The 19,534-nt window shown below is 54.6% G+C and carries 14 protein-coding genes and 2 rRNA genes (1 of these 16 running past the window's edge); 6 read left to right on the forward strand and 10 right to left on the reverse strand.

The window, feature by feature from the left end; all coding sequences use genetic code 11:
* Both SRBAKS_RS13335 and rrf read left to right on the forward strand, forming a co-directional pair.
* Window positions 1-2,456 (forward strand): 23S ribosomal RNA (locus SRBAKS_RS13335); it begins 486 nt to the left of the window's first position.
* Between the two features lie 69 nt (window positions 2,457-2,525).
* A 5S ribosomal RNA gene (gene rrf, locus SRBAKS_RS13340) occupies window positions 2,526-2,640 on the forward strand.
* A gap of 116 nt (window positions 2,641-2,756) precedes the next feature.
* On the opposite strand, the gene SRBAKS_RS13345 is transcribed toward rrf, so the two are convergent.
* The 3 genes from SRBAKS_RS13345 to SRBAKS_RS13355 all read right to left on the reverse strand — a co-directional run bounded on the left by SRBAKS_RS13345 (window position 2,757) and on the right by SRBAKS_RS13355 (window position 4,518).
* Window positions 2,757-3,419, reverse strand: a complete 663-nt coding sequence (locus tag SRBAKS_RS13345; RefSeq protein WP_229591381.1) for a hypothetical protein — start codon at window positions 3,417-3,419, stop codon at window positions 2,757-2,759.
* A gap of 59 nt (window positions 3,420-3,478) precedes the next feature.
* Window positions 3,479-4,093 carry a hypothetical protein gene (locus SRBAKS_RS13350; RefSeq protein WP_229591382.1) on the reverse strand — a complete coding sequence of 205 codons (615 nt, stop codon included), beginning with the start codon at window positions 4,091-4,093 and terminating at the stop codon, window positions 3,479-3,481.
* Window positions 4,094-4,170: 77 nt separating this feature from the next.
* The gene (locus tag SRBAKS_RS13355; RefSeq protein ID WP_229591383.1) at window positions 4,171-4,518 is read right to left on the reverse strand and encodes a helix-turn-helix domain-containing protein; all 348 of its coding nucleotides are present in this window, start codon (window positions 4,516-4,518) and stop codon (window positions 4,171-4,173) included.
* Window positions 4,519-4,702: 184 nt separating this feature from the next.
* Between SRBAKS_RS13355 and SRBAKS_RS13360 the strand changes: the two genes are divergently transcribed.
* Window positions 4,703-5,662 (forward strand): S1 family peptidase, encoded by a 960-nt coding sequence (locus SRBAKS_RS13360; RefSeq protein WP_229591384.1) that lies wholly within the window; start codon window positions 4,703-4,705, stop codon window positions 5,660-5,662.
* A gap of 92 nt (window positions 5,663-5,754) precedes the next feature.
* Here the strand turns inward: SRBAKS_RS13360 and SRBAKS_RS13365 are convergent, their stop codons facing one another.
* On the reverse strand, window positions 5,755-6,513 hold the full coding sequence (locus tag SRBAKS_RS13365; protein WP_229591385.1) for a leucine-rich repeat domain-containing protein: 759 nt from the start codon (window positions 6,511-6,513) through the stop codon (window positions 5,755-5,757).
* 128 nt (window positions 6,514-6,641) lie between these two features.
* Between SRBAKS_RS13365 and SRBAKS_RS13370 the strand changes: the two genes are divergently transcribed.
* Complete coding sequence (locus tag SRBAKS_RS13370; protein WP_229591386.1) at window positions 6,642-7,400, forward strand: dimethylarginine dimethylaminohydrolase family protein; 759 nt, start codon at window positions 6,642-6,644, stop codon at window positions 7,398-7,400.
* Window positions 7,401-7,419: 19 nt separating this feature from the next.
* Window positions 7,420-8,043: a class I SAM-dependent methyltransferase gene (locus SRBAKS_RS13375; RefSeq protein ID WP_229591387.1), complete on the forward strand. Its 624-nt coding sequence runs from the start codon at window positions 7,420-7,422 to the stop codon at window positions 8,041-8,043.
* Between the two features lie 163 nt (window positions 8,044-8,206).
* On the opposite strand, the gene SRBAKS_RS13380 is transcribed toward SRBAKS_RS13375, so the two are convergent.
* The 5 genes from SRBAKS_RS13380 to SRBAKS_RS13400 all read right to left on the reverse strand — a co-directional run bounded on the left by SRBAKS_RS13380 (window position 8,207) and on the right by SRBAKS_RS13400 (window position 16,888).
* Window positions 8,207-9,592 (reverse strand): esterase-like activity of phytase family protein, encoded by a 1,386-nt coding sequence (locus tag SRBAKS_RS13380; RefSeq protein WP_229591388.1) that lies wholly within the window; start codon window positions 9,590-9,592, stop codon window positions 8,207-8,209.
* Window positions 9,593-9,745: 153 nt separating this feature from the next.
* On the reverse strand, window positions 9,746-11,797 hold the full coding sequence (locus tag SRBAKS_RS13385) for an AsmA family protein (protein ID WP_229591389.1): 2,052 nt from the start codon (window positions 11,795-11,797) through the stop codon (window positions 9,746-9,748).
* Window positions 11,798-11,806: 9 nt separating this feature from the next.
* Window positions 11,807-12,514, reverse strand: a complete 708-nt coding sequence (locus SRBAKS_RS13390) for a DUF4197 domain-containing protein (RefSeq protein ID WP_229591390.1) — start codon at window positions 12,512-12,514, stop codon at window positions 11,807-11,809.
* Window positions 12,515-12,648: 134 nt separating this feature from the next.
* A complete protein-coding gene (locus tag SRBAKS_RS17875; RefSeq protein WP_283816480.1) occupies window positions 12,649-15,786 on the reverse strand; it encodes an aryl-sulfate sulfotransferase in 3,138 nt (1,045 codons plus the stop codon).
* 67 nt (window positions 15,787-15,853) lie between these two features.
* Complete coding sequence (locus SRBAKS_RS13400; RefSeq protein WP_229591391.1) at window positions 15,854-16,888, reverse strand: DUF1786 domain-containing protein; 1,035 nt, start codon at window positions 16,886-16,888, stop codon at window positions 15,854-15,856.
* Window positions 16,889-16,960: 72 nt separating this feature from the next.
* Here SRBAKS_RS13400 and SRBAKS_RS13405 point away from each other — a divergent pair, with 72 nt between their 5' ends.
* Window positions 16,961-17,833 (forward strand): esterase/lipase family protein, encoded by an 873-nt coding sequence (locus SRBAKS_RS13405; RefSeq protein WP_229591392.1) that lies wholly within the window; start codon window positions 16,961-16,963, stop codon window positions 17,831-17,833.
* A gap of 90 nt (window positions 17,834-17,923) precedes the next feature.
* On the opposite strand, the gene SRBAKS_RS13410 is transcribed toward SRBAKS_RS13405, so the two are convergent.
* Window positions 17,924-19,507, reverse strand: coding sequence for a HEAT repeat domain-containing protein (locus SRBAKS_RS13410; RefSeq protein WP_229591393.1), 1,584 nt, complete (start codon window positions 19,505-19,507; stop codon window positions 17,924-17,926).
* Window positions 19,508-19,534: the final 27 nt, after the last annotated feature.

Consider the following 19,534-nt stretch of genomic DNA (forward strand, 5'->3'; position numbering starts at 1 on the left):
ACCGATAGTGTACCAGTACCGTGAGGGAAAGGTGAAAAGAACCCCTGTTAGGGGAGTGAAATAGAACCTGAAACCATGTACTTACAAGCTGTAGGAGCGGACTTGTTCCGTGACTGCGTGCTTTTTGCATAACGGGCCAGCGAGTTAATCTGTATTGCGAGGTTAAGCCTTAAGGTGTAGCCGTAGCGAAAGCGAGTCTGAATAGGGCGACAAGTAGTGCGGATTAGACCCGAAGCCGGGTGATCTATCCATGAGCAGGCTGAAGCTTGAGTAAAATCAAGTGGAGGGCCGAACCAGTATCGGTTGAAAACGATTTGGATGACTTGTGGATAGGGGTGAAAGGCCAATCAAACCCGGTGATAGCTGGTTCTCTCCGAAATATATTGAGGTATAGCGTCACATTAGTTTGCCGGAGGTAGAGCACTGACAGGGCTAGGGGCCTCACCAGGTTACCAACCCCTATCAAACTCCGAATGCCGGTAAATGTTGTGTGGCAGTCAGGCTATGGTTGCGAAGGACCATGGCCAAAAGGGAAACAGCCCAGACCAACAGCTAAGGTCTCGAAATCAATGCTAAGTGGGAAAGGTGGTGGAGTTGCTGATACATCCAGGAGGTTGGCTTAGAAGCAGCCATCCTTTAAAGAAAGCGTAATAGCTCACTGGCCTAGCGATTCTGCGCCGAAAATGTAACGGGGCTAAGCATTGTACCGAAGCTTTGGGTTCATACTTTGTATGAGCGGTAGGAGAGCGTTCTCAGATGGGATGAAGGTGGACCGTGAGGTTAGCTGGACTAATGAGAAGTGATCATGCTGGCATGAGTAACGATAAAATAAGTGAGAAACTTATTCGCCGTAAACCTAAGGTTTCCTGGGTAAAGCTAATCTTCCCAGGGTAAGTCGGCCCCTAAGGCGAGGCAGAAATGCGTAGTCGATGGGAAACAGGTTAATATTCCTGTACATGTATATGTGTGCGATGGAGGGACGCAGAAGGATAGATGATCCGGGTGTTGGATATCCCGGTGCAAGCGCGTAGGGTTGAACTGTAGGTAAATCCGCAGTTCTGTATGCCTGAGACGTTATGCCGAGTCTTTAATCGACGGAAGTCATTAATTCCATACTGCCAAGAAAAGCTTCTAAGTTTAGCATATGCATACCGTACCGCAAACCAACACAGGTAGGTGGGTCGAGCAGACCAAGGCGCTTGAGAGAACTCTGGTTAAGGAACTCGGCAAAATGACCCCGTAAGTTCGCGAGAAGGGGTGCTCGAAATTGTGATCATTTAACTTTGTGAGCGATTTTGAGACGCAGAAAATCGGGGGGGGCGACTGTTTACTAAAAACATAGGTCTCTGCTAAGTCGTAAGACGATGTATAGGGACTGACGCCTGCCCGGTGCTGGAAGGTTAAGAGGTGGGGTTAGACTTCGGTCGAAGCTCTGAATCGAAGCCCCAGTAAACGGCGGCCGTAACTATAACGGTCCTAAGGTAGCGAAATTCCTTGTCGGGTAAGTTCCGACCTGCACGAATGGCGTAACGATCCCCCCACTGTCTCAACCAGAGACTCAGTGAAATTGAATTCCCAGTGAAAATGCTGGGTACCCGCAGAAGGACGGAAAGACCCTGTGCACCTTTACTGCAGCTTGACATTGGTATTTGATTAATAATGTGTAGGATAGCTGGGAGACTTTGAAGCATGTTCGCCAGAGTGTGTGGAGTCAACCTTGAAATACCAGCCTTTATTACTTAGGTATCTAATCCAATGCCGTGATCCGGCTTGGAGACAGTGTCTGGTGGGTAGTTTGACTGGGGCGGTCGCCTCCTAAATAGTAACGGAGGCTTGCAAAGGTTACCTCAGGCTGATTGGAAACCAGCCGTTGAGTGCAAAGGCATAAGGTAGCTTGACTGTGAGAGAGACATCTCGAGCAGGAACGAAAGTTGGTCTTAGTGATCCGGTGGTTCCGCATGGAAGGGCCATCGCTCATAGGATAAAAGGTACGCCGGGGATAACAGGCTGATCGCGTCCAAGAGTTCACATCGACGACGCGGTTTGGCACCTCGATGTCGGCTCATCACATCCTGGGGCTGAAGCAGGTCCCAAGGGTACGGCTGTTCGCCGTTTAAAGTGGTACGCGAGCTGGGTTTAAAACGTCGTGAGACAGTTTGGTCCCTATCCTCTGTGGGCGTAGGAGAATTGAAGAGGGTCTGCCCCTAGTACGAGAGGACCGGGGTGGACGAACCTATGGTGTTCCTGTTGTCACGCCAGTGGCATTGCAGGGTAGCTATGTTCGGAACGGATAACCGCTGAAAGCATCTAAGCGGGAAGCCAGCCTCAAGATTAGTTCTCCCTGGACATTTATGTCCCTAAAGATCCCTTGAAGACTACAAGGTTGATAGGCTGGAGGTGTAAGCAACGTGAGTTGTTCAGCTGACCAGTACTAATAGATCGTGCGGCTTATTTAAACATTATATGGAATTCTCTCTTCCCCTATTTACTTATATATTTGAGTAAATATTACTCAACTCTTTTTTCTTGGTGACCAAGGAGGAGGGGGTACACCCGGTCCCATTCCGAACCCGGTAGTTAAGCCCTCCATCGCCGATGATACTGCATGGTAGCGTGTGGGAAAGTAGGTCGTTGCCAAGGAATATTTCTAAAGCCCTGATTCATACGAATCAGGGCTTTTTTGCGTTTATAAGGCCAGGACATGATTGCCCCACATCCTGGCTGGGGAGATACCTTATGCATGGGCATGCGCGTTCTCATGTCGGATAGGAAATGTGCACTTCCGGTACACCTGAAGCATCGGCCACAATCGTCGCCTGAGCAAAATTCAGAGGAGATGAAAAGTGGATTGGGGACATGGCCACAATGTCCTCCCGCTGGAGTGCACCAGGCGTGTCCGTTGAATCATCTATAGCAACGATCTGACCAACCTCCGCTTTCTGAATCGGGAGAAGTAGGGCTAAGTGGTAAGTTTCGTCCATTTTGAAAGAGACGTTTTCATTACTCAAAACATTTTCCCAGTAGAGCCCTGCTATTTGAGAGAGGGCAATGCCAATGTCCACTTCCTTGCCGGATCTGTTCTCGATAATGATCTCGTCTTTGATCTTTGATCCGACATTTGCCATTTCCTTCAATTCGTAGTCTTCCTTGTCAACATCATATTCCAGCAACCACCGAGTGTGCAGTTCAACATCCCAAAGCTGAGTTTGGGTGAGCTGTGCATTATCTCTGTCGCCCAAAACAACAGATGGTATGTTTATCCAGGGGACGACAACAGGAGTTGGAGTTCCTGTATTAGCGGGTATATCCCCCATCATCCAAACGACACTTGTACACGACTTCGTTCGAGGAAGTGTTTGGTAAATAATATAGGTGTACTCGACGGGTGTCGGGTTTAAGATTGATACTGTATAGTTCATGTTTTCCTCCACTGGTTACATGAGGCGGCGACCACCAGAGTGGTCGCCGCTGTTGTTTGTTAACGCCTGGAGTAGCCAACTGCGTATTCAATGGAGTCACCCAATCGAGCGGCCTCAATTGTGGCCACATTGGAACCTTCCGCGAAAGTCAGTTTGAGAGGACCCACTTCAACATTGCTGCTGATGACCTCACCCCTTTGCACGTCGCGGAAAAGGCCGACCCAGTATGTCGGTGTGACAATGAACTGAGCCGAAGCGTTGCTCAGGACGTTTCTCTTGTAAACGGATCCCATGCCGGCCATGCCGATGCCCGGATTGGCTTCAAGACCCGATATGTTGTTGATGATGATCTGTTCTTTTTGCTCCAAGGGAAGAGCCTGAACCAATTCCAGTTGCTGAACACCGTCCTTGTAAACGATGTTCCATTCGTAACCCAAGTTGGTGTTCATGGCCTGAGAGGAGTAATATACACCCAGGGGCGCGTCCTGTCGGTAGTCAGCGATAGCGACGTTGTAGTTCTCTTCCCAAGTCACTCCGCTAAAACCAGACTGAGGCACAGTTGACAGTTTCCAGGCCACGCTGTCGAGACCAATGGAATTTGGGATTGTCTGATATACAGCCATATTCCATGTCCTGTCCGTGCTGTTCTTGAAATCAACATAATAATTGGCCATGAGAATCTCCTAATACTTTAAAGGGTTGTTTTCCGTTCATGGCGCCTGAACGTATGTTACAAGACACGACAATCGTGTCATTCCGGACTCTTGGTATAATGAATAAAACGACCTGGGGTTGTGCAGAATATTTTTTTAAATTTGGTACGAAATTGTTGGGGTTTGGCTATACCGAGCTGCTGGGCAATCTCTTCCACTGTCACCCGTTCCATGTTCGCTATGAGAATTCTTGATCTGACAGCTTTTTCGCGATCTATATAATTCGATATGGAAAGGTCAAAATCCTCTTTAAACCGCTTGGACAAGTAGCTTTTATTGATTTTAAATGTGTCTGCTATGCTGTACCGAGTGAGTTGTGTCAGTTCCTCGGTTGTGCGGGACATGATGTATAAAGCGATAGTTTCACTCAAATCTCTTCGTTTCATTGTAAGCCCTATCCTTGTTAACGCGTGCCTGTTTATCAATTGATACTATATTGTGAAAACGTATCTAGGCCTAAATCGTCGCTTTAGTGGATACTATTTGGGACTATTTTTGAGGAGTTCTGTTCCCTATTTTTACTCGGCAGAGTGTCATTGACGTGGAGCCAAGTATTAGGAGGATTTACAAATGAAGACTTTACGAATTGCAGAAACGGATTTTTCTCAGATTGAGTTGTCGGAAGAAGCGTTGAATCAAGTTGCGGAAGCTCTTCCGGAAGCTGTCGAACTGCTGTTGGGCGGTAAATTCAAAAATGTGGTGGCTGTTGGTCGGGCGTATAAATGGAAGAAGGGCAAGGCATTGAAAGAGGCGTGCATCCAAGTGCAGGTCGTTGAGAAAGTGCATTCACAACTTCTTTCGGATGAAACTTTGATCCCCTCTGAGATCGGTGGGGTTATAACCGATGTGATTGAAGTGGGAGAAATTGAATTTGAGTCATTGACTGACAGGGTTCGTCCTTTACAGATTGGATTCAGTTTCGGAGCAAAGCACGAAGGTATCAAGTCTACAGGAACACTCGGAGTTTTTGCGACGGGTGAATTCAACGGACAACGGAACTATTACGCGTTAAGTAACAACCACGTCCTCGCAAATTACAATACCTTTCCTACCGGCACCTTGGTGACGCAACCCGGTCCTGATGATGGTGGTGGAAACGGCGATATTATTGGGAGTTTGGCAGCGTATGAGGAGCTTGATATCCACAATGACAATTTAGTGGATGCGGCCATGGCTATGGTCGAAGTCGATGACATTCCTGGGACGAGGCCGTATGTGTCTCAAGTTGTGGAAAATATTACAATTGGCATGGCCGTCCTGAAAAATGGTCGCACGACTGAGTTAACCGCAGGAATTATCATCTCCGACATGTGTACCACAGTCAAAAGAGATTCTCATGGCAACACCTATCGTATGGTTGATCAGGTCTCGGCTTCATACCTCAGTGCCGGCGGGGATTCAGGGTCTCTTGTTTTGAATCGGGCTGATAATAAGGCCGTGGGGTTGCACTGGGGAGCGAGCAACGCAGGCGTGCGTTACTCGTGCAAAATGGAGCACGTTCTTGATGCCTTGGGTGTAACCCTTTACTAATTTAAATTGATACTGGGTTCTTGAAATGACATGGATGCAGAAAGGGGGGCGTGCCCCCTTTCTTTTTGTCCTTTGTCACCGGCTTTGCGGGACTATGGGTATACGATTCGAGTGCTGGGCAATGCCGCCTTCAATTGCTCAAAACCTTGTTGGCTGATGCCATTGCGCCCCTGTATGTCCAGTCTTTCCAGTGAACGATGTTTGGCTAGTTCCGGGACAGAAGCATCTGTGATGTCGGTGAACGAAATGAACAGAAGACGAAGCTGCATCCCGGACAGCATGACCACGCCTGCATCGGTGATCTTGGTACGGGTGAGGTTGAGGACAGTCGGCCGAAGGTGTTTGATCTTGGCAACACCCGCGTCGCTGATATTGGTCGCTGCCATGACAAGGCTATCCAGCTGGGTGAGGTTGTGGAGGTGTTGCATGCCGTTGTCGGTGATTTTGCATTTCGGCATATTCAATGACTTCAGCTTTGTCAGGCCTGCGACATGCTGAAGGCCCTTATCGCCGATTTTCTGGGGGAGCTGGAGAATTTCCAGATTGGTGAGCACTTTGACGTGACGCATGTTGTCGTCACTGATGTTGTTCTGGATGGCGATGGAATATTTCTGCAGGTTGAGTCTTTTAAGGGTTTTCATCTGGTCAAAGGTGAGATCATACCCAACTGATTTGAGCCACACCTGTGCTGCACGCATGTCAGAGGCTCCCAGATTGACTGGCGAGGTTGTTTGAAGCTCCTGCTTTTGAATGGGTTGCATCTTTTTGGATTGGACCGATTTGAAGCCAAGCATGGTCAACACCATCAGCAATGCTACTGACAGGGAGACGAAAAATGACATGTTCCTCATGGTACCTCCTTTTCAAAGACCCTGTTTTGTGCCTTGCGGCAATCAAACTTCCCTTTTTTCCACTTGACGAATTCAATGGTAAAAATCAAGTTACTGATTCAAATTATAACATTATGGAGTCAGAGGATATGTTCACACGCGCTATCACTCGCAAGCCCGGTCCCGAGATGGTCGCCGGTATTACTTCTCAGAATCTTGGCACGCCTGATTTCGATCTCGCACTCAAGCAACATGCTACCTATGTTCAGACCTTGAAAGTTCTTGGACTCGAGGTCACGGTTCTTGAGGCCGAACCTGGATATCCTGATTGTTGCTTTGTGGAGGACACTGCCGTGGTCTGTGAGCAGGTAGCTGTCATTGCCCCTCTGGGCGCGCCCACGCGTCAGGGCGAGCAGGAGTCCATGGAGCCGGTATTGGCGAAGTTCAAGCCTGTCGAGCACGTGTTGCCACCTGCGTTATTTGAAGGAGGAGACGTCCTGCAGGTGGGCAGGAAATTTTACATCGGTCTGACCGAGCGGACCAATCAGGCCGGAGCCGAAGCCCTTGGTGCAGCGGTGGCCGCACATGGTTACGAATGGTTTGCCATGCAGTGTGGTCCCAGCCTACATTTCAAGACGGATGTCAATTACATCGGCGAAAACACGCTGCTTGTGTCTCCATTTTTTGAAAATGCACCGGAGTTGGCCGAATACACACGCATAGTGGTAGACGATGACGAGGCATACGCCCGGAACTGCCTGCATATCAATGGAACCACCATCGTTCCTGCCGGTTTTCCCAAAACGCTGGCCAAGATCGAAGCCGCTGGCATACAGACCGTTGTCATTGAAATGTCCGAATACAGAAAGCTCGATGGCGGGCTGACCTGTTTGTCTCTTCGATTCTGATTCCTGCACAGGAGGGAGGATGTGGAAACGCTTTTTTTCCAGACAGGCGCGCAAGCCTTCGGGCTTGTTTGGCCGCATTATCGCCAAGAGGATTTTTGACAAAGGGAATGATGCGCTGAACACGGCCATGGTGGACCTGGTCGCGGCACAACAGGACAATGTGGTTCTTGAGATCGGTTTTGGCTGTGGCACTGTCGTGCGGGAAGTCGCCGACCGTGTCGGCTCCGGCATGGTCGAAGGAATTGATTTTTCGGGTGCCATGATGGCTGTGGCTGGAAAGCGGAATCGGCATCATATCCGCGAAGGACGGGTCAGGCTTGTCCACGGGGATTTTGATTCTGCCGAGTATCCCGGCAACAGGTTTGATACTGTCTGTTCGGCAAACACCATTTATTTCTGGCCCGATCCCGCCAGAACATGCGAACGGATTCATCATGTGCTGAAGCCTGGCGGACGAGTTGTCCTGGCGTTTGTGGACAAGAGCAAAATGGATGCAATGCCATTGGATATGGACGTTTTTCGCCCCATCTCCTGTGACTCGGTTCGCTCCCTGCTGGAAACGGTCGGCTTCGCATCTGTTCTGGTTCATCCTGTCAAAAAAGATGGGACCATGGTTTGCGTGACCGCCTGCAAGGAAACATAAGGGAGTACACGATGAAGGGGCACCCAGTCCCGCCTGCGTGAAACCGCCTCAGAGCGCCCTGTGATACCGGCAACGAATACAGAGCAAGCCCACCAGTGAGCACTGGTGGGCTTTATATTATCCGTTGGTCTGAGAGAGAAACGCGTGTGCTTGGGCAGCGTTACTAGTACTCACTGATACGCTTGGGCAAGGTAAAGAACCAGAGCTTGGAAGCGGTGCCAGTGGGAGAGAGTTCGATTCTCGTGTCCACGGGGTTGCCTTTGTATTTGACCAGACCTGACGGGTCGACAGTGTAGCTGCTCGCCTTGGTGACCGGATTGCCTTCAGCGTCAGTGGCGGGATTGACGATTTTGAAGGTGAAGCCAAAGTCGTTGTCCGATGTCACTGCCAGGGTACGCATGTCGGGCAGCAGGGCCACGCCTTCAGCCTTTCCGGGCTTCCAGCCATACTCCTTGATGTCGATGATCCTGGTCTTCTTGACGTACCTGACGCCCAGCGTTTCCACGTCCTTGCGATCGGACAGGGTCTCCAACTCCTCGCCGTCAGCGGTCTGGATGCCGGAGATATCGGTCGCATCGGCCAGATCGATGACATAGAACGGGATGCGGGTTTTGCCGTCAGCGTTCTTGCCTCGTTCGATGAGGATGAACTTGGTTTCGGAAATGGCGTGCAGGTCGCCGATCTTGGCATCACGGGAGCGTGTATAGTCGTCCCTGTTATGCGGGTAGGCGTATTGTTTGACCTTGCCTGTGGCGGGATCAAGCAGCATCAGGCGGCAGAAGGTGGCCTTTGATTTCTTCACGTTGCCATCCACGTCGCAGATGGACTGGATAGCCGTCAGCACTTTGTTGGAAGGCGTGACGGCAATGCCTTCGAATCCCCTGTTGGGCTGGCGGGAGGCGGCGATGATGGGCAGTTCCTTTCCCGGAACGTATTTCTTGAGGATACGCCCGTTGTTGCCGTCGATCTTGGCGATGAACGGACCGTACTCGTCACAGATCCAGAGGTGCTGCTTGTTCTCGCGGTCTATGGCGATACCTTCGGTGTCCATGCCGTCCGGGTCAAAGGCAAGTTTTTTGAGCGCGTCATTCAAGGGGATTTCGCCTGTGGCACCCACGGCCCCGATGGGGATGGCACGGCCGGATATGGGGTGCATTTTCTCATTTTTAAGCGTGATCAGGCTGGCCAGCACCGCATGGCCGTCCTTGACGCGAATGGCGCCGAAAGAGGGCGCAAAGTTCGGGGCCGGGAACATCTTGGTCGCTGTGGTCTTGTCCCCTTCAACATACTTGGGGGCATCGGCATTGGGACCCCGGTCCGAGATGGCGTAGAACACGCGTGAGCCGTCCGCGGCCTTGCCGACATAGGTCATGCCGGAGCCGATACCTATGGTGAACCCGTCAGGGAACTGGCTGGCATACATGCCGGTGTAGGGAACCAGAAAGTCTGTGGGGATTTCAATGTCATATTTTTCGACTGTCACTTCGTCAGCCATGACGGGCAGAGCGGTGGTAAGGATGAAAAGGGCAATGAAAAGCGAGCGTAGCATGAAAGCCTCCATATGATTTTTTCACTGTATAGTGAAGAAAAGGTCACACGACATGGCAATCCGGTGGCGATTTGGTGAACAGGCAGGCCATTGAGCGAACAAAAAAAAGGCCGGGCAGCATGCCCGGCCTTTTTCAGTATGTTGAGGTGTGCATTACTTTTTCTTGAAGAGGCCGCCAAGCGGATTGGTGGGTTTGTCAGTGGTGGAGTCCGTGGATGTGGAGCCGCCGAGCAGTTTCTGCTTGAGGTTCTTCTCAAGGTCCTTGGTTCCCTGGCCGAGCTTGCCCTTGAACAGTGCTTCGGCCAACGCCTTTGTATCCAGGCTGATCTTCGGATCGTTCAGGTCACCCTTGACGTTGATTGGCAGCGGCAAGCCTTTGAGGTCTTCCATGGATGCACCGTCCTGGCCCTTGAGGGTGCCGACCACGGTGACTGTGGCGGTGTAGTCGGTGGAGTTCTTGGGCAGATTGGCCCAGCCCTTGCCTGTCACACGCAGCAGCGGAGACTTCATCAGCAGGTCCTTGTTCACGATATGCCCGTTGGTCAGCGTGGCTGATCCGAGCAGCTCGGCAAAGTCGGTCTTGGCCGGTTCATCGGTGGTCGCGCTCTTGCCCTTGAGGGTGTTCCAGCCGTCACGGAGCATCTTTGCGATGTTCACTCCCATGATCGCGCCATCGGTGAAGGCAAAGGAAGCGGTGCCGGTGATGGACTTCTTGATATTGTCCGGGGTCAGACCACGGCCTACAACGTCGTATTTGACCACGGTTGCGCCGTGCAGGTGATCCTTGCCCACCAGATCCTTGAGGAGCGGTCCGGCCTGTACGCCCTTGAGTGTGGCGGCTTCTTTCCAGGTCGCGACAGCGGTGTTCGCGTTGAGGGTGGAATGACCGACAAGCTCGCCGTCATAGAGTTTGGCGGCAAAAGGCTTGATGGTGGCCACGCCGTTACGCAGGGTCAGCTCGCACAGGATCTCGTTGATGCGCAGATTCATGGCCTTGAGCTTGCCGATTGTCAGCTTGGCATAGACGTTCTGTCCCTTGAGCGCGCTCAGGTCTGGCTCCTGCGCCGGTGCGGTCTCCTGCGTCTGTGCTGATGATTCCGTTTTGCCGCCATCAGTGGATTCGGATGCGGGGGGCATGTATCGGTCTGCGTCAATGTCGTCGATATTGGCGATGACCTTGATGGCAGGTTTGTCGAAGTTCGTGACCGAACCATTGATGGATATGGTGGTGTCATCCAGCTTTATAGTCATGTTTTCGAGGTCCACGCCCGTGTCCGTGCCGTTGAACTTCATGTCCATGGACAGCTTTTCCAGCGCAGCCGGATCAGCGGTGACAGGCGGCTCGATGCTGATCTCCTTCATGAGCTTCTTGACGGAAGCCTCAGCCAGCTTCAACTCGCCCGAAAAGGCGGTGGCGCCGTCCTTGGCCTTGGCAAAGAACAGGCCTGTCAGCTTCAGGTTCAGGGCCGTGAATTTCATCTCTTCAATTTCAAAGGTGCCCGCGTCCTGATCAAACTTGGCAACGCCCTCAAGCACCGGACGGGTGTCTATCTTGGGGTCGTCTAGTTTCAGATCGAAGCTCAGTTCAAACGGGAAGCGAGTGGCGTTGCCCACTTCGCCGACAAGGAGGTTCAGATTGCCCAGAGAGGTCTTTTTTCCGGCCTGCTGGTCGTCATACAGGACGTTGGCGTTGGTGATCTTCACGCCTTCGATTGACAGCGTTTCCAGCGGGCTGCCTGTACTCGTGTCTGTCGATTTTTCCGTCTCGACTTCAGCGGGTTTTTCCTGGGTGGTTTCTTCGGATTTGGCCAGATCATCCCAGTTGGTAACGCCCTTGGCATTTTTGGTGAGGTTGAGGGTCAGGCCGTCCAGCACCACGTTGCCGATGGCGATGTTGCCGGACAACAGGGGCATGATCTGGATGGAGGCTTCGGCTTTGTTGATGCGGACCATTTCGGTCGGCGCGAACCCCGGGGCATTGCCCAGTGCCATGGGGCCGACATCCAGCCCGAGCCAGGGGAAAAAGTTGAAGCCGATGTCTCCTTCGAAAATGAGTTCCCGGCCGGTGTTTTCTTTCACGGCCTGGGCAATTTCATCCTTGTACTCATTGGGGTCGACAAGAATGACAAGGGCAACAGCGGCGGCTATGAACAGCGTCAGGACCGCGCCTACGATAATGAGCGATATCTTGATGGCTTTACTCATCGCATACTCCTAAAATATTTTTTGCAGAAGTGCGCTGGCTCCGGCACCACCCGTTGAGCGCAGGTTCTTTTCCTGTTCGCCGATATAGTGGAACATGGCGTCCAGGGTCTGGTCGGTTACATAATCAACAGGGTCAAAGGTTGTTCCGGTTATGCTGGCGGCCTGTTGCGCTGTGGTCAGCGCGCTCAGGTAGGTTCCGGCTCCGGCAGCATCCAGGCTCTTGGACACGATGGGTTTGGCCAGCGTCTTCAGGCTGGCCCGGGACTGTCCCTCGAAATACGTGGTGATGGCGGTGTCCGAGCTGCCGGAATCGAGCATGGCAGTGGGGTTGGACACATCCAGATTGTCAATGGCATCCTTGAACAGTCCACCCACCGAGGGCACGGAATCCTCTGCTGCCGTGTTCAGGGCGGACAGGAGGCCGGAAGAATCGGAGCCCATGTTCTTGAACATGTCAGGCAGCGGAATAGCTGCCACCGGATCGTCCATGAATCCGCCGGATGTGCCCAGAGTTTCGACTGCGGAATCAGTGCCCATGCCAAGGACTTCCTTGATGGCGGCTGTGGCCTCGGATGGTGTGTAGGGCAACCCTGCGGCCGTGGATGCGGCGTCGCCAACGCTTTTGGGGATGTCACCCCATCCGGCATAGGCGAAACCTGCGGCAAGCAATGTGGTCAATGTCAGTGCAGTGATGATGAGGGAATATTTTTGCCTCACGGTTCGCTCCTTGGTTATAGCAAATCACTTCATCCAGAACACTAGCATGCGTGTGGGGACCATGCCTAGTGGTTGCACCAACTTTTCACAAAAGAAAAGCGGACACCCGTGAGGCTGTCCGCTGTGGAAGTTTATTACTGAATGAGTCGCCTGACCCCGGGGTGAACATCCGGTATGCGCGTGGCGCGGAAGATGTGGTCTCCCGGCCCGTTGCCGCCTGCCTCGTGTTGGTAGGTCCAGACGGTTTTGCCCTGCGCGTCCACTTCAAAAAGACGGCCTGCCGTGCCTTCGCAGATGAGCATGTTGCCGTTGGGCAGTCTCTGGGCGCCGGAGATGTCGCCTGCATAGAACGGCTCTCCGCCTTTTTCCAGATAGGACCAGACCACCTTGGCGTCCAGTTGTGTGGAGCGCAGGTAATAGGCGGGCTTGATCTCAATCACATCGGATTGCTTGTGCCGCCGGTTGCCGTTGTTGAAGAGCGTGATGCTCTCGTCGCCCGGCTTGCGGCCCTTGGTCCACCTGGCATCGTGCTGGCTGAACAGGACCTGCGGGGCGGAAGAGCCATAGGCTGCCGGGTTGCCCCAGCGGAACAGAAGATCGCCTCCACGATGCATGATGCCGCCGGAACTGGATGCGGCCTGTTCCGAGGTGGTTGAGTGGTCAATGACCCAGATCTCATTCATGTTGCGCAGGCTGACCACGATCTGATTGGAGATGGGGCTGTAGTCAATGGAGTTGGCGTGCTGCCAATCCGGTATGCGTCTGGGGTTATAGTTCACGTCAATGCGTTGGGGCATGCGCGAGGGGGTGGCAAAATTGGGAGCGGACTTGTCGGTATTCTGTACCAGATGGTCCCAGGCATGCCATTCCCAGACAATGTAACCGCTGCGGGGGCCGGATTTGCGTACTTCCACGATGTGCTCTGCCCAGATTTTCTGGTCCGGGTGGTTGCGCACGGAAGCGCCGACAGCGGCCAGCTGGCCCTGTGCCTTGAGTTCCCAGGCCAGGATGAGCACGTTTCCATTGGGCAGAGGTTCGATATCGTGATGTTGGCGGACTTTGTTGTCCACATAGCTGTATTCCCAAACAATCTGGCCTCGCGGAGAAATTTCCTGAATGATGCCGCCCTGAACTCCCTCGCCCACAAAGGGGGTGCGGACCTCGCCCGGTGCCGGGGACACCGTGCGCAGCAGGTTGCCGTTGTTGAGCAGGTAGACGGCCCCGGACGAGCGATCGGTGCCGCGCCAGGTTTTGACCACATCACCCTGCATGTTGACCAGATAGGTCTCTGTGCCACCGATTGGGGCGAACAGGGTGTATCCGGTGGAGGGGCCGACTGGCGCACTGACGCCTTGCGGTGCTGCTGCGGCGGATTTGGGTAGGGCCGGAGCGGCAGCCTGCTGTGTGACAGGGGCGGCTGTGGGGGGCGGTGGTGTTACCTGACGGACCTTGGGCGTGGCCTTGGGTGCTGGCTGTCCCACAGGTGCGGGGGGGCGCTGCGCTGCGCTCTTGTTGGTTTTGGGGTGCTGCTTCGTAAAGCGGCTCAGTTCCCTCTCGGAGAGACACCCGTCACCATTGTTGTCCACGCGCCAGAACTGCTGTGTAAGCGCGCCGCGCGCCTCGTTGATTGTGATGCAGCCGTTGCCGTCCAGATCCAGCTCCTGCAACACGGTTTGTGTAGAGGGTGGGCCGTCCGGGCGTTTGGCAGGTCGGTCTGTCGTGGCTGAAGGTGGCGGCGTGGTCATGGCAAGGGCTTTCGGTGCCGGAGCGCTTGCAGCGGGTGCGGCTTCGGGCGCAGGAGTGGCCGGGGCAGTCTTGGCCGCAGGCGTTGCCGGCCCTGCTGTCAGTGCCTTGGGAGCTGCCGGGGTCGGTTTTGCGACAGGCGGCACTTCCGCCCGGGGGGCTGGTTCGGCAAGAGGTGTGGGTGCCGGTTCCGCTGTCATGGCCGGGGCAGGTGTGGGCGCGGGCACGTTCAGCGCCTGTATTTTCTCGATAACAGCGGGGGCCAGCGTCACGGTGTACGACGGGTCAAAGACGGGCATGTCGGCAGCTATGGCGTACCGGTCGATACCCTTGAGGCGGCTGTCGAGTTTGGAAGGGCGAAAGCGGTGTCCATTGGTTTTGAAACCGGTGTTGAGCATGGTTTCGGACTGGCGATCAAGACCGGGATTGGCCTGGAACACACTCTTGCCGTCGTACCCGTTCTGAATGGTGGAGTCCTCCACCCGGATGGTGGATGTGTCGCTGTTGGCAAAGCGGGTGTCCGCGCAATCACATTCGTTGCCCCAGACGACCGTCTTGAGCAGGACCGTGGTGTTGGTTCCGGCGCCTTGAAAAATGGCCGGGCCGGATGCGGTGGAGCGGTTGCCGGTAAAGGTGGAGTAATACAGTGTCGGAGCGGATGTGCCCTGGTTGGCCATGCCACCGCCGTTTTGGGCTTCGTTATTGCGGAAGATGGTGTTCAGCAGGCGAGGCGTGCTGCCGAAGTCATTGAGCATGCCGCCGCCGGTGGCCTCGGCAAGGTTGGAATCGAACTCGCAGGAGACGAACAGCGGGGCGCTGAGCTGATTGGCAACACCGCCGCCGCCTACCAGCGCGGAGTTCTGCCAGAATGTGCAGTTGAGGAACTGCGGAGAGGGCGTCGCGGTGTCGGTGGCACCGGTCAGGGAGTAGACAGCGCCGCCCATGAGGGCGTGGTTGTCCTGAAAAACGCAGTTGGCCACAACGGGTGCGCTCTTGAAGTTGAGCATGCCCGCGCCGAGTCCATGTTGCGGAGCGGCAGTCAGGGTGTGCACTGATAGCGTGGAATCCCCCTGCCAGCCTGTGTTCTGGCTATATCCACCAGTGATGGAGAATCCATCGATCCGTGCGCCGTTGGCCCCTGTGACAACATGATAGGCGTTGTCTTCAGGCATGCCGGGGACGCCCAGATCTCCAGACAGGGTGGTCTGGTTCTTTTTGACGTTCCGTTTGGACAGATCGGTTTCAGTTCCGTCAAATCCCCCGTAGACAGCCACGTCTTCCCTGAGTTGGAAGGTCGCCTCGCGGTTGGGATCGGCGGTGGGGGTATAGGTCCCCGCGGCCACCCATATTTGGTCGCCTTTGGCTGCGGCGGCAAGGGCCGTGTTCAGGTCGCTGAACGGTGTGGCCCAGGATGTCCCGCTTCCGGGTTGAGCGGCCTTGCCATTGACGAACAGGGTGGCAGCGCGGGCGTGACCGGCCATGAAGACGAGACCGAGGACAAGAGCGGCGAGTAGAATTTTATGATTCATAATATGAGTTAGTTAGACGGAGCAACAGCATCCGTCAACGGTTTGGAGTTCACGGAGGCGCGGAGTATCATTTTTCGCGCAGGGAGAGGCCTTTGATCAGGCCGAAACAGCCTGCCAGCATCATGTCACCGCCCGGGGCCGGGAACTGGACATCAAACCCTTCCAGCATGGCGCGGCGCGGGCCGAGCACGTACGTTGGCTTGAATCCTTCGGCCTTCTTGGGCAGGTCCAGTGTCAGACATCCGTGACCGCGTTCCTCAAAGACCTGTTCAAAGGTCATGCAGCCGCACCGGAACTTGTCCAGGTCGGCCCACAGTTTCTTGCCGTCCACACAGCCTGTGTGTTGTTCGTACACACCGTGGATGCGGCCTCCGTAGAGCAGGAAGGCGATGAGGTGGGAGTTGCCGATATTGACCAGCGTGACGCCGGTTTCCATGCCGTGCTGTTCTATCTCGTCCACAAAAAGCGCGCCGAGCACGGCCGCGGAACCGGTGTCCGAGACCACGCCGCCGCCGATATCTTTTTGAAGATCGGCCAGCCTGGTCAGCATGGCGGGCGGGGTGTCGTAGACCAATGTTTCGGGGCGACCTTCACCCTCGTCAAGAAAGGTCTGCCAGAGTTTGAAACGGCCCATGCGGTTGGACTTGCCGGGATGAAAACCGTGGTCCTGGGCGCAGGCGGCAATGGCATCAGGCCATGGTATCTCGGCGGCAGCCAGGAAAGTGCGCCACCATTTCTCATTGAAGTCCGTGAGCATGACCGGTTCATACCCGTCCGGGCAGGTCTCGGTCAGTTCGATGCCGGATTCGGGGATGCGCGTCAGGTCGTCAGCCATGGTGTAGGCCGCGGATTCGTTGGATGCGACCTTGAGGCCGGCCTTCTGGTGCGCGCGGATGAAGCGGGTGACGCCGCCGCCCATGTTGCGGCCATGCAGCCAGATATGCTTGCCCTGAAGCCGCAGCCCTTCCATGCGTCGGCCGATCTGCAGGGCCGGTGAGGGAATGACGAATTTCGGACAGTTTTCGATTTCAATGTCAGGTGAGTAGAGCAGCACATCCTGCGTGCCGCTGCCGATATCGAGGCACAGAGTGGTTTTTCCCACAGTACATTCTCCTTAATATTAATGAAAATGAAGCCTAAACTGCCAATGATTAAAGGGCAAGAGGCAACTCGGATGCGATCGGTTGACACGCTGACGCGTCAAAGGCATTGTTCGGACATGCTGACATTGCTCGTTTTCATCCTGCTGGGTGTTATCATTCTGTTTCCCGTTGTCCGTTTCGCGGCTTTTCTCATCTCCAATCATGTGTCCGGAGATCTGGCCGAGATCAGGGAAAGACTCGGTTCACTGCCGTGGCCGCTTGTCCGTGGTCTGGCCACGGCCATGGCGGCGGAGCCCATAGCTATTTTTTCCGTCGTGAAGTTGCTTGTTTCCCGGTCCGAGCGCGGCGGCGAAGGGATTCCCATACTCCTGACCCACGGGCTGTATCACAACAAGACCGCGTGGTGGTATTTCAAACGGCAGCTCAGGCGAGCTGGGTTCACCAACCTGCATACCTATCAATACAACAGCTTTACCAAGGATTTCAATGTGGCGGTAGCTGGAATGGAGAGCAAGCTCGACGAGTTGCTGGGAGACGATCCTGATGGCCGCGTCATCCTTGTGGGGCACAGTATGGGCGGTCTGGTCTCGCGCTGTGTCGCAGGGCAATACGCCTATCGGGACAGAGTGGCGGCGCTCATCACGCTTGGTTCACCCCACAAGGGGAGCGTTCTGGCCTATCTGGGCTGCAACCGCATGGCCCGTGGGCTTATCCCTGGCCAGTATATTTCCAAACGGGTGGCCGAGATGCCGGACCCGAACTGCCCCCGCCTCGGCATCTATACCTTGACCGATGATTATGTCTGCCCGTTTCACCTGCTGCGCACCGGGCGTGACAGCTGGGAAGAGCAGATCTGTTCTCCCATGGGCCATGTCTGGATGCTGTACTCTCGCGAAATTACGGAAAGAGTGATCCGTTTTCTTCAGGACAAGGGAATCGACTGAGAGTCTTCCACGCGAAGGACATCGGCAACTGTTCGGTAAGCCAGGACGTGTGAACGAGCAAAAGAAAGGGCCTCAATTGAGGCCCTTGTATTATTCTGTCATTTCCAGGATTTTGTTTTTGAGATCATCCGGTTTGAACGGCTTGGTTATGAACGCCGAGACGCCGGCCTTGCTGGCGAGGTTTTGCTGATCCGCTTCCGATTCGGTGGTGACCATGATGATGGGCACGTCCTCGTAACCTGGGGTGTTGCGCACCTTGCTGACCAGCTCCATGCCATCCATGATGGGCATGTTCATGTCAGTGATGATGACGTCGAAGTCCACATCCTGTTCGATGAACTCGTATGCCTCTTCGCCATTGGCGGCCATGTAGGGCTCGAAACCGAGGTCGGTCAGAATGGCACGGTGCATGGCGCACATGGAACGAGAGTCGTCTGCGGCCAGTGCCTTGCGTGCACCTGCTCCGAGTTGCGGCAGTCGGGCTATGTCCTTTTCTGCCTGTTCTCCTCCGATTTCCGTCAGCGCGGTACGGAAGTCGTCGAGGATTTCCGTATCCTTGGATTCGATCAGCGTGTTGATGAGGATCTCAGCGGCACTCTGGTTTTCGTACAGGGCACGGAAGATCGATGTGGCTCTGGAAGAAATGATTGCCTTGGCCAGTCTCTCCGCCTGTTCGTCGGTCTTGGTGATCAGCGTGGTCAGCGTGGAGAGCATGCCGGGATTGACATGGCGTTCCAGCCCGCCGATGACAGCCATGAGGATGAGCTCTTCGGTTTCGGACAACCCGTCCACCAGGCAGATGAGTCCCTTCATGGACCCGATGCGCCCCAGTGCTTCGTACACGGCGTACCGGACGTTCTCGTCGTCGGCCAGCCCTTTGTCAAAGGCGGCCACAAGACCGTCGGCACCCGCACGGTCGCGCAGGAAGCCAAGGACGTTGGCGGTCAGAATCTTGGTGTCGGTGTCGCCTTCTTCAAAGGCGTTCATGAGCGGGGGAACACAGACCGAGCCGATGTCCACCAGCACATCAGTGATGATGCGGCGCACGGTGGGGTTCTTGTGATGCAGCTTCTGCACCAGGAAATCGATGGTCTCATCTGTGCCGTAGGCTGCCAGCGCATCCACGGCCTTCCATGTGGTCAGGTCACAGACCTCGAACCGGTCCGGAGCCTCACTGTCCAGAATCATGCTCTTGAACTGTTCCACGGATTCCGGGTCATGCAGCTTGCCAAGGGCTTCGATGCATGAGGATTGGATGAAGGCGTCTTCGTGGGTGAGGAAAGAGCGGAAAACGGGCAGTGCGGAATCGTCACCGATACGGGCCAGGGAGGTGAGTACCTCCATGAGGCGGTCCTGATCCGTTTCGGAGGAGGCCAGTTCGACCAGCTTTTGGGCAGCACCCTGTATGGCGTATTCACCCACCACGCGGATACACAGGATCTGGTACCCTTCGTGCGCATCGTTCAATCCCTCGATGGCCTTGTCCGGGTTGTTGGACAGGACCGCATTCAGGGCGTTGACTACCATATAGTCAATGGATGTGTCGCCCACAGGCTTTTTAAGCAGTTCCACCAGTTCGGGAAGAGCTTCCGGGGCCTTGCTCCCGGATATCTCATTGAGGATCGTGATTTGATCCAGGAATTCCTTATTTCTGAAATCGTCAAGCGTTGCCATGGCGTCTCCAAGCGTTAAGACTGCGGT

The sequence above is a fragment of the Pseudodesulfovibrio sediminis genome, assembly GCF_020886695.1.
Taxonomy (GTDB): domain Bacteria; phylum Desulfobacterota; class Desulfovibrionia; order Desulfovibrionales; family Desulfovibrionaceae; genus Pseudodesulfovibrio; species Pseudodesulfovibrio sediminis.

What these genes read in the sequence shown, in the direction of transcription:
- SRBAKS_RS13345 (WP_229591381.1), bottom strand. Translation starts at nt 3,419, where the DNA reads ATGAACTATACAGTATCAATCTTAAACCCGACACCCGTCGAGTACACC.
- SRBAKS_RS13350 (WP_229591382.1), bottom strand. Translation starts at nt 4,093, where the DNA reads ATGGCCAATTATTATGTTGATTTCAAGAACAGCACGGACAGGACATGG.
- SRBAKS_RS13355 (WP_229591383.1), bottom strand. Translation starts at nt 4,518, where the DNA reads ATGAAACGAAGAGATTTGAGTGAAACTATCGCTTTATACATCATGTCC.
- SRBAKS_RS13360 (WP_229591384.1), top strand. Translation starts at nt 4,703, where the DNA reads ATGAAGACTTTACGAATTGCAGAAACGGATTTTTCTCAGATTGAGTTG.
- SRBAKS_RS13365 (WP_229591385.1), bottom strand. Translation starts at nt 6,513, where the DNA reads ATGAGGAACATGTCATTTTTCGTCTCCCTGTCAGTAGCATTGCTGATG.
- SRBAKS_RS13370 (WP_229591386.1), top strand. Translation starts at nt 6,642, where the DNA reads ATGTTCACACGCGCTATCACTCGCAAGCCCGGTCCCGAGATGGTCGCC.
- SRBAKS_RS13375 (WP_229591387.1), top strand. Translation starts at nt 7,420, where the DNA reads ATGTGGAAACGCTTTTTTTCCAGACAGGCGCGCAAGCCTTCGGGCTTG.
- SRBAKS_RS13380 (WP_229591388.1), bottom strand. Translation starts at nt 9,592, where the DNA reads ATGCTACGCTCGCTTTTCATTGCCCTTTTCATCCTTACCACCGCTCTG.
- SRBAKS_RS13385 (WP_229591389.1), bottom strand. Translation starts at nt 11,797, where the DNA reads ATGAGTAAAGCCATCAAGATATCGCTCATTATCGTAGGCGCGGTCCTG.
- SRBAKS_RS17875 (WP_283816480.1), bottom strand. Translation starts at nt 15,786, where the DNA reads ATGAATCATAAAATTCTACTCGCCGCTCTTGTCCTCGGTCTCGTCTTC.
- SRBAKS_RS13405 (WP_229591392.1), top strand. Translation starts at nt 16,961, where the DNA reads ATGCGATCGGTTGACACGCTGACGCGTCAAAGGCATTGTTCGGACATG.
- SRBAKS_RS13410 (WP_229591393.1), bottom strand. Translation starts at nt 19,507, where the DNA reads ATGGCAACGCTTGACGATTTCAGAAATAAGGAATTCCTGGATCAAATC.